The sequence below is a fragment of the Actinokineospora auranticolor genome, from assembly GCF_041897805.1.
Lineage (GTDB): Bacteria > Actinomycetota > Actinomycetes > Mycobacteriales > Pseudonocardiaceae > Actinokineospora > Actinokineospora auranticolor.
On the sequence record NZ_CP154825.1, the window covers coordinates 233,879 to 249,705 of the forward strand.

The following is a 15,827-nucleotide window of genomic DNA, read 5'->3' on the forward strand; positions in this document are numbered from 1 at the left end:
TCTCGATTCGCTTCGGAAAGAAAGGGTGCAACAGCACTATGAACAGCAAGCGCGTGGTCACCGCGGTCGCCGCGGGCGCGGCTGTCGTGATGGGGCTCTCCGCCTGTGGCGGAACGAGCACCGGCGGCGGCAGCAACCCCGGTAGCGGTGGTGGTGGCAGCACCAGCACCCCGGCCTTCAACGCGGCACTCACCAGTGTCTTCAACGCCTCCGAGAAGAAGGGGGGCGTGATCAAGCTGGCCAACGCCGACAAGTGGGACTCGGTCGACCCGGGTGACACCTACTACGGCTACAGCTGGAACTTCGCCCGCCTCTACGGCCGCGCGCTGGTGATGTTCAAGCCCGGCCCCGGCAAGGCGAGCCAGGAACTGGTTCCCGACCTGGCCGAGAGCCTCGGCGTGCCGAGCGACGGCGGCAAGACCTGGACCTACAAGCTGCGCAAGGGCGTCAAGTACGAGGACGGCAGCGCCGTCACCTCGAAGGACGTCAAGTACGCGGTGCTGCGGTCCACGGACAAGGAGGTCCTGCCCAACGGACCGTCCTACCTGAAGAGCAACCTGGCGTTCCCCGAGGGCTACAAGGGCCCGTACAAGGACAAGGGCGTCAACGTCGACTCGGCGATCGAGACCCCGGACGACCAGACGATCGTCTTCCACCTGAAGAAGCCGTTCGGCGGGTTCGACTACTTCGCCATGCTGCCGCAGACCGTCCCGGTCCCCGAGGCCAAGGACACCGGCAAGAAGTACAAGGAGCACGTGGTCTCCACGGGCCCGTACAAGTTCGACAAGAACGAGATCGACAAGGGCTTCACCCTGGTCCGCAACGACCAGTGGGACGCGTCGACCGACCCGAACCGCAAGGCGCTGCCGGACGGTTACGAGGTCTCGATGAATGTCAACGCCGACGACATCGACAACCGCCTCATCCAGGGCGACCTGCACCTGGACGTGCAGGGCACCGGTGTGCAGGCGGCCTCGCTGAGCCGCGTGCTCGGCGACCCGGCGCTCAAGGCCACCGCGGACAACCCGTCGACCACGCGCCTGTGGTACACCAGCATCAACCCGACCGTCGCGCCGCTGGACAAGAAGGCGTGCCGCGAGGCCGTCCTCTACGCCACCGACCGCACCGCGTACCAGACCGCGTTCGGCGGCCAGTTCTCCGGCGGTGACATCGCCACCCAGATGATCCCGCCGTCGATCCCGGGCTCGCAGAAGTTCGACCTGTACCCGGCGGGCGCGGACAACAAGGGCGACGTGGCCAAGGCCAAGGAGAAGCTGGCCGAGTGCGGCCAGCCCGACGGCTTCGAGACCAACATCGCCTACCGCTCGGAGCGGCCGCGCGAGAAGGCCACCGCTGAGGCGCTGCAGCAGGCGCTGGGCCGGGTCGGCATCAAGCTGACCCTGAAGGCGTACCCCGGCGGCGACTACTTCGCGCAGTTCGCGGGCAACCCGCCCTACACCGTGGCGAACAAGCTCGGCCTCGCGCAGAACGGCTGGCAGGCCGACTGGGCGGACGGCTACGGCTTCCTCGCCGAGATCGTCGACAGCCGGGTGATCCGGGAGACCGGTGGCTCCACCAACTTCTCGGTGCGCGTCCCCGAGGTCGACACCATGCTCGACGCGGCCATCGGCGAGACCGACAAGGCCAAGCGCGAGGCCGACTGGGGCGCCATCGACAAGCGCGTCATGGAAGAGGCGGTCATCCTGCCCGGCGTGCACGGCAAGAGCCTGCTGCTGCGCGGCAAGGGCCTGACGAACGTGTTCGTCAGCGAGGCCTTCGGCCAGTACGACTACCTGTCCCTCGGCGTGCAGTAGGCGTCGGCAAACCCCATCGGATTTAGGCAGGTGAAGGCGATAGGCGGCGGGCCGGGGACGACCTCCCCGGCCCGCCGCCGGTGCCGGCCACTGTGATCACATACATCATCCGGCGGCTCTTCGCGGCGCTGGTCCTGCTGATCATCGTCAGCGCGGTCACGTTCTCGATCTTCTTCGTGCTGCCCAAGTGGATCGGCGCCACCCCGGAGACGCTGGCCACCCGCTACGTCGGTCGGGCCGCCACCGCGGAAACCGTCCGGGAGACGGCGCACAACCTCGGGTTCTACGACCCGATCCCGGTGCAGTACTGGCACTGGCTCAAGGGCATCTTCGCGGGTGCCGAGTTCAACTACGGCACCGGCGTCGAGCACTGCCCGGCGCCCTGCCTGGGGTACTCGTTCCGCAACTACCAGCCCGTGTGGCCGGACCTGCTCGACCGGATGCCGGTGACGCTGTCGCTGGCCGTCGGCGCGGCGGTCCTGTGGCTGCTCGGCGGCATCGCCGTCGGCACCCTGTCCGCGCTGCGCAAGGGCACCATCTTCGACCGCTTCGCGATGGGCGTCTCGCTCGCGGGCGTGTCGCTGCCGATCTACTTCACCGGCGTGCTGGCGCTGTCGATCTTCAGCTACTCGCTGGGCTGGACCGCCCCCGGCGGTCGGTTCGTCCCGCTCGGCGAGGACCCGGGGGAGTGGGCGTACAACCTGCTGCTGCCGTGGATCACCCTGGCCCTGCTGTTCTCCGCCCAGTACGCCCGCCTCACCCGGGCCGGGATGCTGGAGACGATGAACGAGGACTTCATCCGCACGGCGCGGGCCAAGGGCCTGCCCGAGCGCACGGTGGTGGTCCGGCACGGCCTGCGCGGCGCGCTCACCCCGATCCTGACCATCTTCGGCCTCGACGTCGGACTGCTGCTCGGCGGCGCGGTGCTCACCGAGAGCGCGTTCGGCCTGCCGGGCCTGGGCAAGTACGCCATCGAGGGCATCACCAACTACGACCTGCCGAAGGTCATGGGCGTGACGATCCTCGCCGCGTTCTTCGTCGTCATCGCCAACCTGGTCGTTGACCTCCTCTACGCCGTCGTCGACCCGAGGGTGCGCGCAAAGTGAGCCAGATTTCCGAGAACAGCCTCGAAGGCGGCGTCGAGACCCGACCCGCCTCGGCGGGCGGACCGTTCCTCCAGGTGCGCGAGCTGCGGGTGCACTTCCCGACCGACGACGGCGTCGTCCGGTCGGTCGACAACCTCAGCTTCGACGTCGACCGCGGCCGCACCCTGGGCATCGTCGGCGAGTCCGGCTCCGGCAAGAGCGTGACCAGCCTGTCGGTCATGGGGCTGCACAAGGCGGGTACCGCCAAGATCACCGGCGAGATCCTGCTGGACGGCCAGAACCTGGTCGGCCTGCACCCGGACAAGGTGCGCCAGCTGCGCGGCAAGCGGATGGCGATGATCTTCCAGGACCCGCTGTCCGCGATGCACCCGTTCTACACGGTCGGTACGCAGATCATCGAGGCGTACCGGGTGCACAACCGGGTCAGCAAGGCCGCGGCGCGCAAGCACGCGATCGATCTGCTGGGCCGGGTCGGCATCCCGAACCCGACGAGCCGGGTCGACGACTACCCGCACCAGTTCTCCGGCGGTATGCGGCAGCGCGCGATGATCGCCATGGCGCTGTCCTGCGACCCCGAGCTGCTGATCGCCGACGAGCCGACCACCGCGCTCGACGTGACCGTGCAGGCGCAGATCCTGGACCTGATCCGGGACCTGCAGGCCGAGTTCAACTCCGCGGTCATCATCATCACCCACGACCTCGGGGTGGTCGCCGAGCTCGCCGACGACATCATGGTCATGTACGCGGGTCGCGCGGTCGAGTACAGCTCGGCGGAGAACATCTTCAACTCCCCGCAGCACCCCTACACCTGGGGCCTGCTCGGCTCGATGCCGCGGCTGGACCGCGAGCGCTCCGAGCGGCTGCAGCCGATCAAGGGCTCGCCGCCCAGCCTGATCAACGTGCCGGAGGGCTGCCCGTTCAACCCGCGCTGCGCCTACGCCGGGCGCAACGGGGACCTCAGCTTCACCCAGCGGCCCGAGTTCCGCGACCTCGGCGGCGGTCACCACATCGCCTGCCACCTCGGTGCGGAGGACCGCCTGCGCATCTGGGACGAAGAGATCAGGCCGAAGCTGTGAGCGAGGACGCCGTGAGCACCCAGACCGACAACCCGGCGGCCGACCGCCGCCTCGGCGAAGACCTGCTGGTCGTCAACGAGCTGCAGAAGCACTTCCCGATCCGCCGCGGCCTGCTGCAGCGCAGGGTCGGCGCGGTGCAGGCCGTGGACGGCCTGACCTTCTCCGTCCGCCGCGGCGAGACGCTGTCGCTGGTCGGCGAGTCCGGCTGCGGCAAGACCACCACGGGCAGGCTGCTGACCCGGCTGATCGAGCCGACCGGCGGCACGATCGAGCTGGACGGCCAGGACATCTCCCACCTGACGCCCGCCAGGATGCGCCCGCTGCGCCGCGACATCCAGATGATCTTCCAGGACCCGTACTCCTCGCTGAACCCCCGGCACACCGTCGGCACGATCGTCGGCGCGCCGTTCCGGTTGCAGAACGTGGAGACCGAGCACGGCGTCAAGCGCGCGGTGCAGGACCTGCTGGAGCTGGTGGGCCTCAACCCGGAGCACTACAACCGCTACCCGCACGAGTTCTCCGGCGGCCAGCGCCAGCGCATCGGCATCGCCAGGACGCTGGCGCTGCGCCCCAAGGTGATCGTGGCGGACGAGCCGGTGTCCGCGCTGGACGTGTCCATCCAGGCCCAGGTCGTCAACCTGCTGGAAGACCTGCAGAACGAGTTCGACCTGACCTACGTGATGATCGCCCACGACCTCTCGGTGGTGCGGCACGTGTCCGACCGGGTCGCGGTGATGTACCTGGGCAAGATCATGGAGATCGCCGACCGCACCGCGCTGTACGAGCGGCCCATGCACCCGTACACGGTGGCCCTGCTCTCGGCCGTCCCGATCCCGGACACGGCCCGGCGCGGCAACCGCGAGCGGATCAGGTTGCAGGGCGACGTCCCCAGCCCGATCAACCCCCCGACCGGCTGCCGCTTCCACACGCGGTGCTGGAAGGCGCAAGAGGTCTGCAAGGCGACCGAGCCGCCACTGATCTCCCTGGCCCCCGGCCACCAGGCGGCCTGCCACTTCCCGGAGAACAAGGACGAGCTGACCGTCGACCCCACCGGCGCCGCGACCGCGGATCCGGCTTGACGGCTCCGGCCTGATGGCACGCCTCCGGCCCCCGGTAACCATTCTACCGGCGTCCCCTGACAGAACCGCCTGATGATGATCTAGCCCTGTGCACAACTCGCCCCATCCGGCGCACCCCGCCCCTTGATCGCGAGTTGTCCACAGGGCTGGATCGTTTCCACACCGAACTGTCGGTGCCTCCGACTAAAGTGGATTCCGGGGGCCGGAGGCATACGTTGATCAACCCGGCGAACCTCGCCGACTTGCGGCCGATGCGGGCGAAGTACCGGCCAAACACGCAGTGGCGTCAGGTCCCCTCCAAGAATCCGGGCGCGGTCACTGGCTGCGGCGGTGGGCGCAGTCGGTGTGGGGGACGAGGCCCTGGTCGGTGGCGTTCAACAACCGCTGGCTGATCAGGTATTCGGGCAGTTCCGCCGCGTGCCCCTGCTCCCCCCAAATCGCGTTCATGGTCTCCCGCAACGCCCTGTCCAACCGCGTGCAGGTCGGTTGGCCGACGCACCGGCGGGTCTGTTCGCGGTTCTGCGGTGCCGGGCGGACCAGGCCGGGCGCGAAGTACGGCCGGTAGTACGCCGCGAGCACCACCCGGTGGAACGGCACCCGCTTCCACAGTTCCGTCACGCGGTCGTGCGCTCCGGGCACACCCACCTCTGTGGACACATCGTCCTCCTGTTCCCGTTGCGCCGAAAGGAAAGCCGAGCCTGCCACCCGCAGTCGCAACCGGTGTTGCGGGCTCCAGACCCACACCTCCGAATCCCCGTCCCCAAGGCGCACCGAACACCGCAGCGGCACGACGATCCGGCCTTGCTCGTGGCGCGGGTGCACCGCCACGTACGCGTTGTGCGCCTGCGAGTAGTTGTCCAGCCACCAATCCCCGGCGCGGTGGCAGAGGCTCGGGGCGTGCGGTTGCCGGGAGATGGTCGGGTCGCCAGGCAAACCGGTCAGGTACAACCGGTCCAGGTAGACCACGGTGTCCACCGGAACCTGCCACGGCGGTCTGGTGCCGGTGAAGATGGTCAGGGTCGCCAACCTCGATCACCGGTCCTCGGTGGGAGTCACATCGGCGACCACCACCGTCACGTTGTCCGCCGCCCCCGCGCGGTCCGCCAGCTCCAGCAGCCTGCGCACGCACTCGCGCGGCTCGTCCGCCCGCAGCCGGACCAGCGCGCGCCGCAACGGCTGGTGCCCCAGGGCGTTCACCAGCCCGTCGCTGGCCAGCAGGTACCGCTGGCCGAGCCGCGCGGGTCGGTCCCACCGGTCCGGGCGGATCGTCTCGTCCAGACCGACCGCGCGCAGCAGCTTCCCGCCCGCGCCCGAGCCGACCGCGGTCGACGAGTGGGCCTCGACCAGGTCCTCCAGTTCCGCGCCGAGTTGGACGATCACCGTGCCGTCGCCGATGTGCAGACCCGCCACCAGGTACCCCTCCGGGCCGGGCCGCAGCACGGCGACGTCCAGGGTGGTCGCGAGGCCCGTCGCCAGGACGTTCTCCTCGCCCGTCGCGCGCACGACCTCGTTGACCCGCCGGGCCGTGGCGAGCAGGTCCTGGTCTTGGCCCGCGTCCCGGATGCCATCCACGGCCAGCTTCGCCGCCAGCCCGCCCGCGGGCCGCCCGCCCACCCCGTCGGCGACCGCCACCATGGTGTTGTCCCAGTGGCAGACGTCCTGGTTCGACCGCCTGCCGCCGGTGATGCTGGCGCCGAAGCTGTTGAACGACAACGCGATCCCGGACTCCGCCGGGGTGTCGGTGGTCGGCAGGATCAGGGTGAGTTCGGTGTCGCCCAGGCCGATCCGGTCGCCGCCCTGGAGGCGGACCGGGGTGTTCGGCCGGATCGGCCGGTCGTTGAGGTAGGTCCCGTTGGGCGTGTCGAACGACTCCAGCCACCAGCCCCGCTCGTCGCGCACCACCCGGAAGTGCCTGCGGCTGACCAAGTCCTCGTCCACCACCAGGTCGCAGGTGGCGCTGCGGCCGACCAGCGTCGTCGCCCGGCTGATCAGGAAGTCGCCGTCGCCGCGCAGCCAGGCCAGGCCCGTGCCCGGGGTGAACTCCGTTACCGCCAGCGCCTCGGTCACCGGGTCCGCGGGGATGACTTCGGTGGTCTCCACCGGCAGCTGCTCGGTGACCGTGGGCGCCAACTCGGTGGCGGGCTCCAACTCCGCGGACGCCAACTCCTTGGCGGGCAACGACTCCGCGGGGACCGGAGCCACGGGTACCGACTCCGCCGCGGGCCCCGACTCCTTGGGCCGCACGACCTCGGGGACGTCCAGCTCCTCGTCGACGCGCGGCGGCGGAACCGGGCGTGGGCGGGTCACGCGCGCCCGGACCAGGTGGACCGCCACGGCGGCACCGACACCGAGGGCGAAGCCCACAACCAAAGACAGCAGGTCCATCCGGCTCTCCTCTCGCGATCTAGCGCTGACGGGTCTGCTGCTCGTCGGCGCCGCGCCGGTACACGTCGGTGGACGAGCCGACCCGCTGGGCGCCGAGCACGCCCGGGATCAGGTCGAACAGCTGCCCGCGCGCCTCGACGTCCGCGCGCACCGCGGCCAGCGCCTCGCGGGCCAGTTCGGCGTGCGAGCGGTCGCCGAGCGGCCCGCTGACCCGGTCGACCGGGTCGCGGCTGAGCCACCGCATGACCAGCGAGTCCACCGAGGCGGGCAGGCCGGGGTAGAGCCGCTTGGGGCGGATCGGGTCGGTGGTGCGCAGCAGCTCGACGAACTGCTCCGTGGTGATCCGCAGCGGGCTCGTGCCCGTGGCCCGCGCCTCCCGGTGCAGCGGCCGGAGACCGGTCAGCATCTCGTACCAGACCGCGCCGACCGCGCGCACGTCGCAGGCGCTGGACACCCAGTTCGGCGCGCGCAGGATCTGCTCCAGCGGCGCGTACCAGCGGGTGAACTTGGACTCCTCGCCGCTGACCAGGTCGTCGGTGCCGCGCACTGCCTTGGCCAGCCCGAAGTCGATCAGCTTCACGTCGTCGTTGTCGTCGAGGGCGATGTTGGCGGGCTTGATGTCGAGGTGCACGCAGTTCGCCGTGCGCCACAGGTCGGTCAGCCCGCCGAGCACCTGCTCCATGATCCGCAGCGACCACTCCAGCGTCAGCGGCTCGTCGCGCAGCCGCTTGACCAGGGTGGTCGGGTAGCGCGGGGTGACCACGAACGGGCCGAACAGCTCGTGCTCGCCCAGGTCGAGCAGCGGTGCCACGTGCCTGCTGCGCACCTTGGCGTGGAAGTGCTGGTCCTTCTTGATCGAGTACGCGGCCGCCCGCCGGTTGGCGCCGATGGTCAGCGCCCGCTTCACGACCACCTCGCGCTCGGGCTCGTGCAGGTCGTAGGCCAGCTTCAGGTCGCTGAACCCGGCCTGGTCGGAGTCCGGCAGCGGGCCGACGATGACCCAGCGGTCGTTGAGCACGCTGCGCGGGTCCGGCTTCGGCCGCTTCCCCGCACCGCCGGACGGGCCGCCGAGCGGGTCCGTCGGGTGGTCGCCCTGGACACCGCCCGACGGGTCGCCGTCATCGCCCGGCTCGGTGACGTCGTGCAGGGCCGGGTCGTGCTTGCCGGGGTGGACCTCGGTGCCCTCGAACAGCAGCCCCTCGGCGTCCACCCGTTCCCGGTGCCGCCAGCGCATCCGGAGCACTTCGAGTTCGTGGTCCAGTTCGAGCTGGATCCGCTGCTGGTCGAGGTCGAGCTTGATCCCGGACAGGTCCAGGTCGCGGCTCGCGGCGACCTCTTCGAGTCGGACGTCCTGGAAGGCGTCGATGCGCGCCCGGTCGATCACGCGGTCGGCCTCCGCGCGCCGGGTGTCGGCGGCGTCGGCGGTTGCGCGGGCGCGCTGCTTCCCGGCGAGCAGGTCGGCGGCGGCGGTGCGCACGAAACGCTCGTACATGCTGGTCGAGGCGAAGGTCTTGAGCAGGATCGGCAGCAGGTCGACCAGCAGGAACACCCCGCGGATCAGCCACACCCGGGTGCCCAACTCGGGGTTGGCCGCGGTCAGGTCGGCCAGCGCCTTCTGCCGGGCGAGCAGGCCGTCGGGGTTGTCATCCGCTTTCTTGGCGCCGATCTCGCCGTCGACCTTGGCCCGGGTCGCCGCCGTGTCCCGCGTGTAGGTCTCGCGCGCGGTGTCGCGGTTGGCCTGCGCGTTCCGCAGCTCGGCCTGCTTGAGCTCGACCGCTTCCTGGTACGCCTTGCAGGGGCTGCCCCGTTTCAGCGAGCAGCCCTGCCCGGTGTTGTTGCCGTCCGCGTTCTCCTTGGTCAGCTCCGCTTCGGCGGTCTTGAGCTCGGCGGCGGCCTTGTCCACCGCGTCCTGCGTGGCCTTGTACTTGGCCTCGATGGTCGCGAAGTCACCCGCGTACTTGGCCTCGATGGCCTGTTTGGTCGCCTCTTCGTTCTGCCGGTTCGTGATGCTGAGCTGGTGGGTGATCTCGCTCTCGAACATCGTCAGCAGTACCGGTTCGGACACCGCGAAGGCGATCAGCACGCCCATCGCGATGCGCGCCAGGACCGTGCAGAGCCTGCCCAACCGGCGCTTGATCAAGTCCCCGCGCGTGTCGCGCTTGGACGTGGCGCCCTCGGGCTTCGGGTCGTTGTAGTTGATCGAGCTGACCAGCCAGCGGTCGGTGTTGAAGATGAACAGCGCCCAGAACAGCGCGGCGGGCAGGTGCCAGAGCCGGAACCCGTGGCTGACCATGCCCAGCACCATGAGCATGGACAGCCCGCCCGCGGTGCCGGTGAGCAGCACGGACATGCCGATGCTGCCGTAGCGCACCCGTTCCGGGCGGCCCAGGTGCGCGTGGTCGACCACCGTCGGGTCGGCGCCCGCGCACCAGTAGAGGAAGTCGCCCGACCGGCGCAGCGGCATTTCGCTCAACTCCCTGGTTGTCGGCGGGCTTCTTCTCGGGTGACGGACACACCGTGGCACGGAATTCGGTATCCGCTACCAGGTGGGCGATTACGAGTGTTCGTACTTCGACATCGGTAGCGCGGTATTTCGAGACCGGTCGCTCACCAATGTTCGACAACCCACTCCGTGCGGCCCGCGCGAAGTACCTGTCCCACGGAAAGCGTCACGGTTCCGGTTATTCGCTGACCGTCCACCTTGGTCCCGTTGGACGAGTGGTCGGTGCACGTGAGCCGCCCGTCCGCGCGCACGACCAACTCGCAGTGCCTGCGGCTGGCCTTCGGGTCGTCGAGCCGCCCCGGCGCGCCCTGCGCCCGGCCGAGGGTGACCGGCACCCCGCCGAGCGGGATCCGCGAACCGTCCGAGAAGGAGCGCAGGGCGTGGGTCGGCCTGCCGTCGGGGCGCGGTCGCTGCCGGGGGAACGACTGCTGCCGCGGTGCGGGGTCGGGCTGCGGCGGCGGTTCGGCGCGGGTGAACACCGCGTCCCGGTCGCCAGCCGTGAGGATCGTGAACGACTCGCTTCCGCTGAGGCCCACGGGTTCCAGCACGATCCGCACCACGCCGACCGAGACGCCCCGGTAGTCGAGGCGGCCGCAGATCAGCCCGCTGAGCCTGCCGCGCACCTCGTCGTAGCTGCCCTCCAGCAGGTCGTAGTCGCCCGCGCTCAGCCGCACCACGACCGTCGGGTGCCACACGTCCCCGCGGGTCGCGGCCACCCGCAGCGCGTTCGACACCCGCTCCACGACGACGGCCTCGCCCGCGTCGCCGGTGCGGTTCCAGAAGTCCTCGACCGGTTTGCCGAGGAAGTTGCGCCCGCGCCGCCACACGCGGCTCACGCCGTGCTCGCCCATGTGCACCACCTCGCCGCGAGAATGCCCGTGGCGAGTCTGCGGCGGCCATTCTTTTCCACTACGAGTGCTCGTAGTGCGTGAATGCCCGTGCGCCGTCGCCACCTGCTCGATCGCGCAGCCGCAGCGAGGTGTTAACGAAGCGGCGTGGTGACCGACCCGTTGTCCAGGATTTGTCCTTAGTGGATCTTCAACGATTCCCGGAAATGTTGGTTAATGCACAACGGGCCCCGGGACTTCGACGTCCCGGGGCCCGCTGGGGAGTGCTCGCTACCGGTTGGCCCGGTTCACCGCGGAGACCACCGCGCGCAGCGACGCGGTGACGATGGAGCTGTCGACGGCCACGCCCCACAGCACCTTGCCGCCCACCGCGCACTCCACGTACGCGGCCGCGCGGGCGTCGTCGCCGGAGGTCAGGGCGTGCTCGGAGTAGTCCAGCACCCGCACGTCGAACCCGACGGTGGCCAGCGCGTCGACGAACGCCGCGATCGGCCCGTTGCCGGTGCCGGTGACGTCGTGCTCCTCGCCCTCCACCTCGACCGTGGCGCTGATCTCGTCGCGGCCGTCGCCGTCGGCGGAGACCTTGTTGCGGCGCAGCCGCAGCGGGCTGACCCGGTCCAGGTACTCGGTGGCGAAGACGTCCCACATCTCCTTGGGGCTGACCTCGCCGCCCTCGCTGTCGGTGACCGCCTGCACGACCTGGGAGAACTCGATCTGCAGCCTGCGCGGCAGCTTCAGCTGGTGCTCGGTCTTCATGATGTAGGCGACGCCGCCCTTGCCGGACTGCGAGTTGACCCGGATGACCGCCTCGTACGAGCGGCCCACGTCCTTCGGGTCGATCGGCAGGTACGGCACCTCCCACGGGTGCTCGCCGACCGGGACACCCGCCGCCTCGGCCTGCGCGTCGAGCGCGTCCAGGCCCTTGTTGATCGCGTCCTGGTGGCTGCCGGAGAACGCGGTGAACACCAGGTCGCCGCCCCACGGGTGGCGCTCGGCCACCGGCAGCTGGTTGCAGTACTCGACCGTGCGCCGGATCTCGTCGATGTCGGAGAAGTCGACCTGCGGGTCGATGCCCTGGCTGAACAGGTTCATGCCCAGCGTCACCAGGTCGACGTTGCCGGTGCGCTCGCCGTTGCCGAACAGGCAGCCCTCGATCCGGTCCGCGCCCGCCAGGTAGCCCAGCTCGGCGGCGGCCACACCGGTGCCGCGGTCGTTGTGCGGGTGCAGGCTCAGGATCAGCGACTCGCGGTTGGGCAGGTTGCGGTGCATCCACTCGATGGAGTCGGCGTAGACGTTCGGCGTCGCCATCTCCACGGTCGCGGGCAGGTTGACGATCATCGGCCGCTCCGGCGTCGGCTGCCACACCTGGGCCACCGCGTCGCAGACCTCGACCGCGTAGGACAGCTCGGTGCCCGTGTAGGACTCCGGCGAGTACTCGAACCGGAAGTCGGTCTCGCCGTACTTCTCGGCAAAGGCCAGCACGGTCTCCGCGCCGTCGGTGGCGATCTTCTTGATGCCCGCGCGGTCCTGCCGGAACACCACCCGCCGCTGCAGGATCGAGGTGGAGTTGTACAGGTGCACGACCGCGCTGTGCGCCCCCTCCAGCGACTCGAAGGTGCGCTCGATCAGCTCGGCGCGGGCCTGGGTCAGCACCTGGATGCGGACGTCCTCCGGTACCGCGCCCTCGGTGATGATCTCGCGCACGAAGTCGAAGTCGGTCTGGCTCGCGGCCGGGAACCCGACCTCGATCTCCTTGTAGCCCATGCGCACCAGCAGGTCGAACATCCGGCGCTTGCGGGCCGGGGACATCGGGTCGATCAGCGCCTGGTTGCCGTCGCGCAGGTCGACCGCGCACCACAGCGGTGCCTTGGTGATGCGCTTGCTCGGCCAGGTGCGGTCGGCCAGCTCGATCGGCTCCACCAGCTCGTGGAACGGGCGGTAGCGGTGCACCGGCATCGAACTGCCGCGCTGCGGGTTCCACGGCGCCTGGTCGGCGGGCGCGGGGCGGGTCGGGGTGCGCAGCCTGCTGGAGGTGGATATGGCCGCGGGGTCGCTGCTCATGACGGGGTTCTCCGTTGTGGTCGGTGGTTCGTCCAGGGGACGGCGACCGGCGGCAACACCGAACTCCGCGACGGGGAGCCGGTCTGGTCAGACCCCGTCGCGGCGGAGAAGCAGGAGCACGCGCGCCACGAGGCCAGACTAGACCGACGCGCGGATGGATGTGGAATCAGAAGTCCACATGGTGGACCGGTGATCGCGTTGGGCCATTCGGAGCAGTTACGACACCCGAGGTCAGGGGCACTTTCCCAGCATGGTTACTCGGAGGTGGCACGGCACCAGCACCCGTGGGTCCGCCGCGCGGATCATCACCGGCATCGGCGCGCTCTTCGCGATCATCGAGGTCGTCTACATCCTACTGGTCGTCCTCGGCGCGAACGCGGGCAACGCGTTCGTCCAGTTCATCAAGTCCCTGGCGGAACCGCTCGCGCTGTTCTTCCCCGGGCTGTTCCCCATCGCCAACCCCACGCTCAACGTCCTGGTCAACTACGGCTTGGCCGCGGTGTTCTGGCTGGTCGTCGCCAGCCTGGTCGCGCGGCTCGTGCGCTAGGCGGCACCGGTGGTCTTCGGCGCGGCACTGGGCCGCTCCCGCCGCCCGACCGGGGTGGCCGAGCCCGAGCCCACTGTGGACCAGCCGAGCGGGACCCGGCACCGCGGCGCGGAACTGCGCTCGTCGGCGGTCGGTTTCCTGGCTCGGCTGGTCCGCTGGGCGGGCTCGCTCATCGCCCTGGTCATCGTGGTGCACGTCGTGCTGGTGATGGGCAACGCCAACCCGGACAACCCCATCAGCACGGCGATGCGCGAACTGGCCGAGCCGCTTTCCCTGGCGTTCAAGAACCTCTTCACGCCCGCGGACAGCAAGCTCGGCGTTCTGGTCAACTACAGCCTGGCCGCGGCGTTCTGGCTCACCGTGTCCAGTGTGGTCAGCAGGCTGGTCCGGCGACTGGGCTAGGCCTTACCGGTTGTCCGGGACGAACGGGTGACCCCAGCTGCCGGTGAACGCGGTCTGGGCGAGCGGGATCCGGTGCCGTGGCGCCAGTTCCCGCTCGCGCCGGTCCTCCGGCAGCAGCTCCACCGGGCCGAGCACGCCGATGGCCACGGCCACCAGCGGCCGGATCGTCGCGGGCAGGTCGAACGCGGCGGTCACGCCGGGCGCGTCGAAGCCCGCCATCTGGTGCGCGACGAGGCCCTCGGCGACCGCTTGGAGCACGAGGTTCTCGGTGGCCAAACCGACGCCGTACTCCGCGTACGGCACCGGGCCCTTGTCGTTCTCGGTCTCGGCGCAGGCGACGACCAGCGCACCGGCGTTGTGCGCCCACGCCTGGTTGCCCGGGACCAGCAGGGCGAGGATCCGGTCGAAGGTGTCCGTCCCGCGTGGACCGACGAGGTAGCGGGCGGGCTGGGTGTTGCCGTACGACGGCGCCCAGCGCGCCGCCTCCAGCATCCGCACCAGGGCAGCCTCGGTGACCGCGCCGTCCGGGTCGAGCGCCCGCGGGCTCCAGCGGTCGCGCAGCAGCGGGTCGAGGTCGGCGGGGGGCTCGGGCCGCTGTACGGCTCGGCGTGAGTCAGATCGCATGGCCCCAGGCTGTCAGAGCTGTGGATCACCCGCCGTCGGGGCGGTGGGTCAGATCGCGTAGCCCCAGGCGGTCAGCGCGTAGGCACCGAACCACGACCCGGTCACCGCGACGGCGGCCAGCGCGGTCACCGCGGTCGACGTCTTCCGCTTGGCCAGGCCGATCGCGATCGGCACGAGCAGCGCGAACGCGGGCACCATGAGCCGGACCTTGGAGTTCATCAGCCCGTTCGAGCACAGGTCCATGACCAGCACGCCGACCGTGTAGACCAGCACCGGCCACGGCATCCGCTGCCGGACCGCCACCGCGACCAGCACCAGCGCCACCACGATCAGCGCGACCGTGGCCACCTCCAGCACCGACCGACCGTCGCCGAGCACGTCGACGCTGAACTTGACCGTCGCCTTGCCGCCGTCGAAGCCGGAGTCCCAGCCGCGCTCCTGCAGCGCGAACCAGCCGTTCCACTCGCCGGTCTGGAACCCGACCCAGGCCAGGTAGCCCAGCAGGCCGAGCGGTGCCACCAGCCCGCCCACCCACGGCCGCCAGCCGTCCTGGCGCCGCACGACCGCCACGACCGCGGCCAGGCCGACGGCGAGGATCAGCGCGGCGGCGGTCGGCCGCACCAGGCCCGCGACCGCGCAGGCCAGCCCGGCCTCCAGCCACTGCCGCTCCAGCACGAACACCAGCGCCCAGATCGCGAAGGCGCAGAACATCGCCTCCGAGTAGGCCATCGACAGCACGATCGACATCGGCGACGCGGCGAACAGCGCCACCAGCGCCAGCCCGGTGCGCCTGCCGCCACCCGGCACCAGCTCGCCGAGCCGGGTCAGGCCGTAGGCGCACACCACGCCGAACACGATGGTGACCGCCAGCGCCGCGGGCACCAGGTCGAAGCCGAGGTCGTTGACCCAGCCGACCAGCGTCGGGTACCCGGGGAAGAAGGCCAGCGGCGTCTCGGGGCTGCGCCTGCCGAACGCGTCGACGAGGTGGTCCGGCACACCCGCGTAGCCGTTCGCCGCGATGGACAGGAACCACTGCCCGTCCCACGAGCGCAGTGCCTCGCTCGCCGAGGCACCTTTCTTCTCCGACATCCAACTCAGCCCGAGCAGCCCGATCTCCCGGACCCCGAGGAAGACCAGCGCGGGGGTCAGCAACCGCAGCGCCTGCGCGGGGGACCAGCGGACCCGCGCCCCGGTCGGCGCGGACTCCGCGTCGTCGTCCGCGGTCCCGGCCGCAGCACTGGTGACGTCCGTGGCGGACACCGGCGGTCCTCCCCCGACTGGTTGGTTGGCTCGGCGCACAACCCTAGTCGGGTGGCGCAGTGGCGGGTGCCACAAGAGCGGCGGGGGCACCGCGGTGGCGCAGGTACGCTCTGCGGCGATGC

13 protein-coding genes are annotated in these 15,827 nt (G+C 70.4%); 6 read left to right on the forward strand and 7 right to left on the reverse strand.

Going from position 1 to position 15,827, the window contains the following annotated elements; translation table 11 throughout:
• Nucleotides 1-38: 38 nt before the first annotated feature.
• From V5P93_RS01205 to V5P93_RS01220, 4 genes are all read left to right on the forward strand, one after another.
• Nucleotides 39-1,814 (forward strand): ABC transporter substrate-binding protein, encoded by a 1,776-nt coding sequence (locus V5P93_RS01205; protein ID WP_104480846.1) that lies wholly within the window; start codon nucleotides 39-41, stop codon nucleotides 1,812-1,814.
• A 92-nt stretch (nucleotides 1,815-1,906) separates the two neighbouring features.
• Complete coding sequence (locus V5P93_RS01210) at nucleotides 1,907-2,920, forward strand: ABC transporter permease (RefSeq protein ID WP_104480845.1); 1,014 nt, start codon at nucleotides 1,907-1,909, stop codon at nucleotides 2,918-2,920.
• A 5-nt stretch (nucleotides 2,921-2,925) separates the two neighbouring features.
• The gene (locus V5P93_RS01215) at nucleotides 2,926-3,996 is read left to right on the forward strand and encodes an ABC transporter ATP-binding protein (protein ID WP_181043657.1); all 1,071 of its coding nucleotides are present in this window, start codon (nucleotides 2,926-2,928) and stop codon (nucleotides 3,994-3,996) included.
• Between the two features lie 11 nt (nucleotides 3,997-4,007).
• Entirely contained in the window at nucleotides 4,008-5,075 is a 1,068-nt protein-coding gene (locus V5P93_RS01220) for an ABC transporter ATP-binding protein (RefSeq protein ID WP_245931459.1), read from the forward strand.
• Between the two features lie 315 nt (nucleotides 5,076-5,390).
• Here V5P93_RS01220 and V5P93_RS01225 read toward each other — a convergent pair whose 3' ends face one another.
• The 5 genes from V5P93_RS01225 to leuA all read right to left on the reverse strand — a co-directional run bounded on the left by V5P93_RS01225 (nucleotide 5,391) and on the right by leuA (nucleotide 12,872).
• Nucleotides 5,391-6,101 carry a hypothetical protein gene (locus V5P93_RS01225; protein ID WP_104480842.1) on the reverse strand — a complete coding sequence of 237 codons (711 nt, stop codon included), beginning with the start codon at nucleotides 6,099-6,101 and terminating at the stop codon, nucleotides 5,391-5,393.
• A gap of 6 nt (nucleotides 6,102-6,107) precedes the next feature.
• The gene (locus V5P93_RS01230) at nucleotides 6,108-7,460 is read right to left on the reverse strand and encodes an FHA domain-containing protein (protein WP_104480841.1); all 1,353 of its coding nucleotides are present in this window, start codon (nucleotides 7,458-7,460) and stop codon (nucleotides 6,108-6,110) included.
• Nucleotides 7,461-7,479: 19 nt separating this feature from the next.
• Nucleotides 7,480-9,924, reverse strand: coding sequence for a DUF4407 domain-containing protein (locus V5P93_RS01235; RefSeq protein WP_104480840.1), 2,445 nt, complete (start codon nucleotides 9,922-9,924; stop codon nucleotides 7,480-7,482).
• A gap of 143 nt (nucleotides 9,925-10,067) precedes the next feature.
• Complete coding sequence (locus tag V5P93_RS01240; protein ID WP_104480839.1) at nucleotides 10,068-10,814, reverse strand: FHA domain-containing protein; 747 nt, start codon at nucleotides 10,812-10,814, stop codon at nucleotides 10,068-10,070.
• Nucleotides 10,815-11,081: 267 nt separating this feature from the next.
• Complete coding sequence (leuA, locus tag V5P93_RS01245; RefSeq protein WP_104480838.1) at nucleotides 11,082-12,872, reverse strand: 2-isopropylmalate synthase; 1,791 nt, start codon at nucleotides 12,870-12,872, stop codon at nucleotides 11,082-11,084.
• A 250-nt stretch (nucleotides 12,873-13,122) separates the two neighbouring features.
• On the opposite strand from leuA, the gene V5P93_RS01250 reads away from it, so the two are divergent.
• A complete protein-coding gene (locus V5P93_RS01250; RefSeq protein ID WP_104480837.1) occupies nucleotides 13,123-13,419 on the forward strand; it encodes a hypothetical protein in 297 nt (98 codons plus the stop codon).
• 9 nt (nucleotides 13,420-13,428) lie between these two features.
• Nucleotides 13,429-13,821, forward strand: coding sequence for a hypothetical protein (locus tag V5P93_RS01255; protein ID WP_104480836.1), 393 nt, complete (start codon nucleotides 13,429-13,431; stop codon nucleotides 13,819-13,821).
• Nucleotides 13,822-13,824: 3 nt separating this feature from the next.
• Here V5P93_RS01255 and V5P93_RS01260 read toward each other — a convergent pair whose 3' ends face one another.
• Together V5P93_RS01260 and V5P93_RS01265 are read right to left on the reverse strand one after the other, a co-directional pair.
• Nucleotides 13,825-14,445 carry a nitroreductase family protein gene (locus V5P93_RS01260; protein ID WP_104480835.1) on the reverse strand — a complete coding sequence of 207 codons (621 nt, stop codon included), beginning with the start codon at nucleotides 14,443-14,445 and terminating at the stop codon, nucleotides 13,825-13,827.
• Between the two features lie 48 nt (nucleotides 14,446-14,493).
• Entirely contained in the window at nucleotides 14,494-15,705 is a 1,212-nt protein-coding gene (locus V5P93_RS01265; protein ID WP_104480834.1) for a hypothetical protein, read from the reverse strand.
• Between the last annotated feature and the right edge of the window lie 122 nt (nucleotides 15,706-15,827).

What these genes read in the sequence shown, in the direction of transcription:
- V5P93_RS01205 (WP_104480846.1), top strand. Translation starts at nt 39, where the DNA reads ATGAACAGCAAGCGCGTGGTCACCGCGGTCGCCGCGGGCGCGGCTGTC.
- V5P93_RS01230 (WP_104480841.1), bottom strand. Translation starts at nt 7,460, where the DNA reads ATGGACCTGCTGTCTTTGGTTGTGGGCTTCGCCCTCGGTGTCGGTGCC.
- V5P93_RS01235 (WP_104480840.1), bottom strand. Translation starts at nt 9,924, where the DNA reads ATGCCGCTGCGCCGGTCGGGCGACTTCCTCTACTGGTGCGCGGGCGCC.
- V5P93_RS01240 (WP_104480839.1), bottom strand. Translation starts at nt 10,814, where the DNA reads ATGGGCGAGCACGGCGTGAGCCGCGTGTGGCGGCGCGGGCGCAACTTC.
- leuA (WP_104480838.1), bottom strand. Translation starts at nt 12,872, where the DNA reads ATGAGCAGCGACCCCGCGGCCATATCCACCTCCAGCAGGCTGCGCACC.
- V5P93_RS01250 (WP_104480837.1), top strand. Translation starts at nt 13,123, where the DNA reads ATGGTTACTCGGAGGTGGCACGGCACCAGCACCCGTGGGTCCGCCGCG.
- V5P93_RS01260 (WP_104480835.1), bottom strand. Translation starts at nt 14,445, where the DNA reads ATGCGATCTGACTCACGCCGAGCCGTACAGCGGCCCGAGCCCCCCGCC.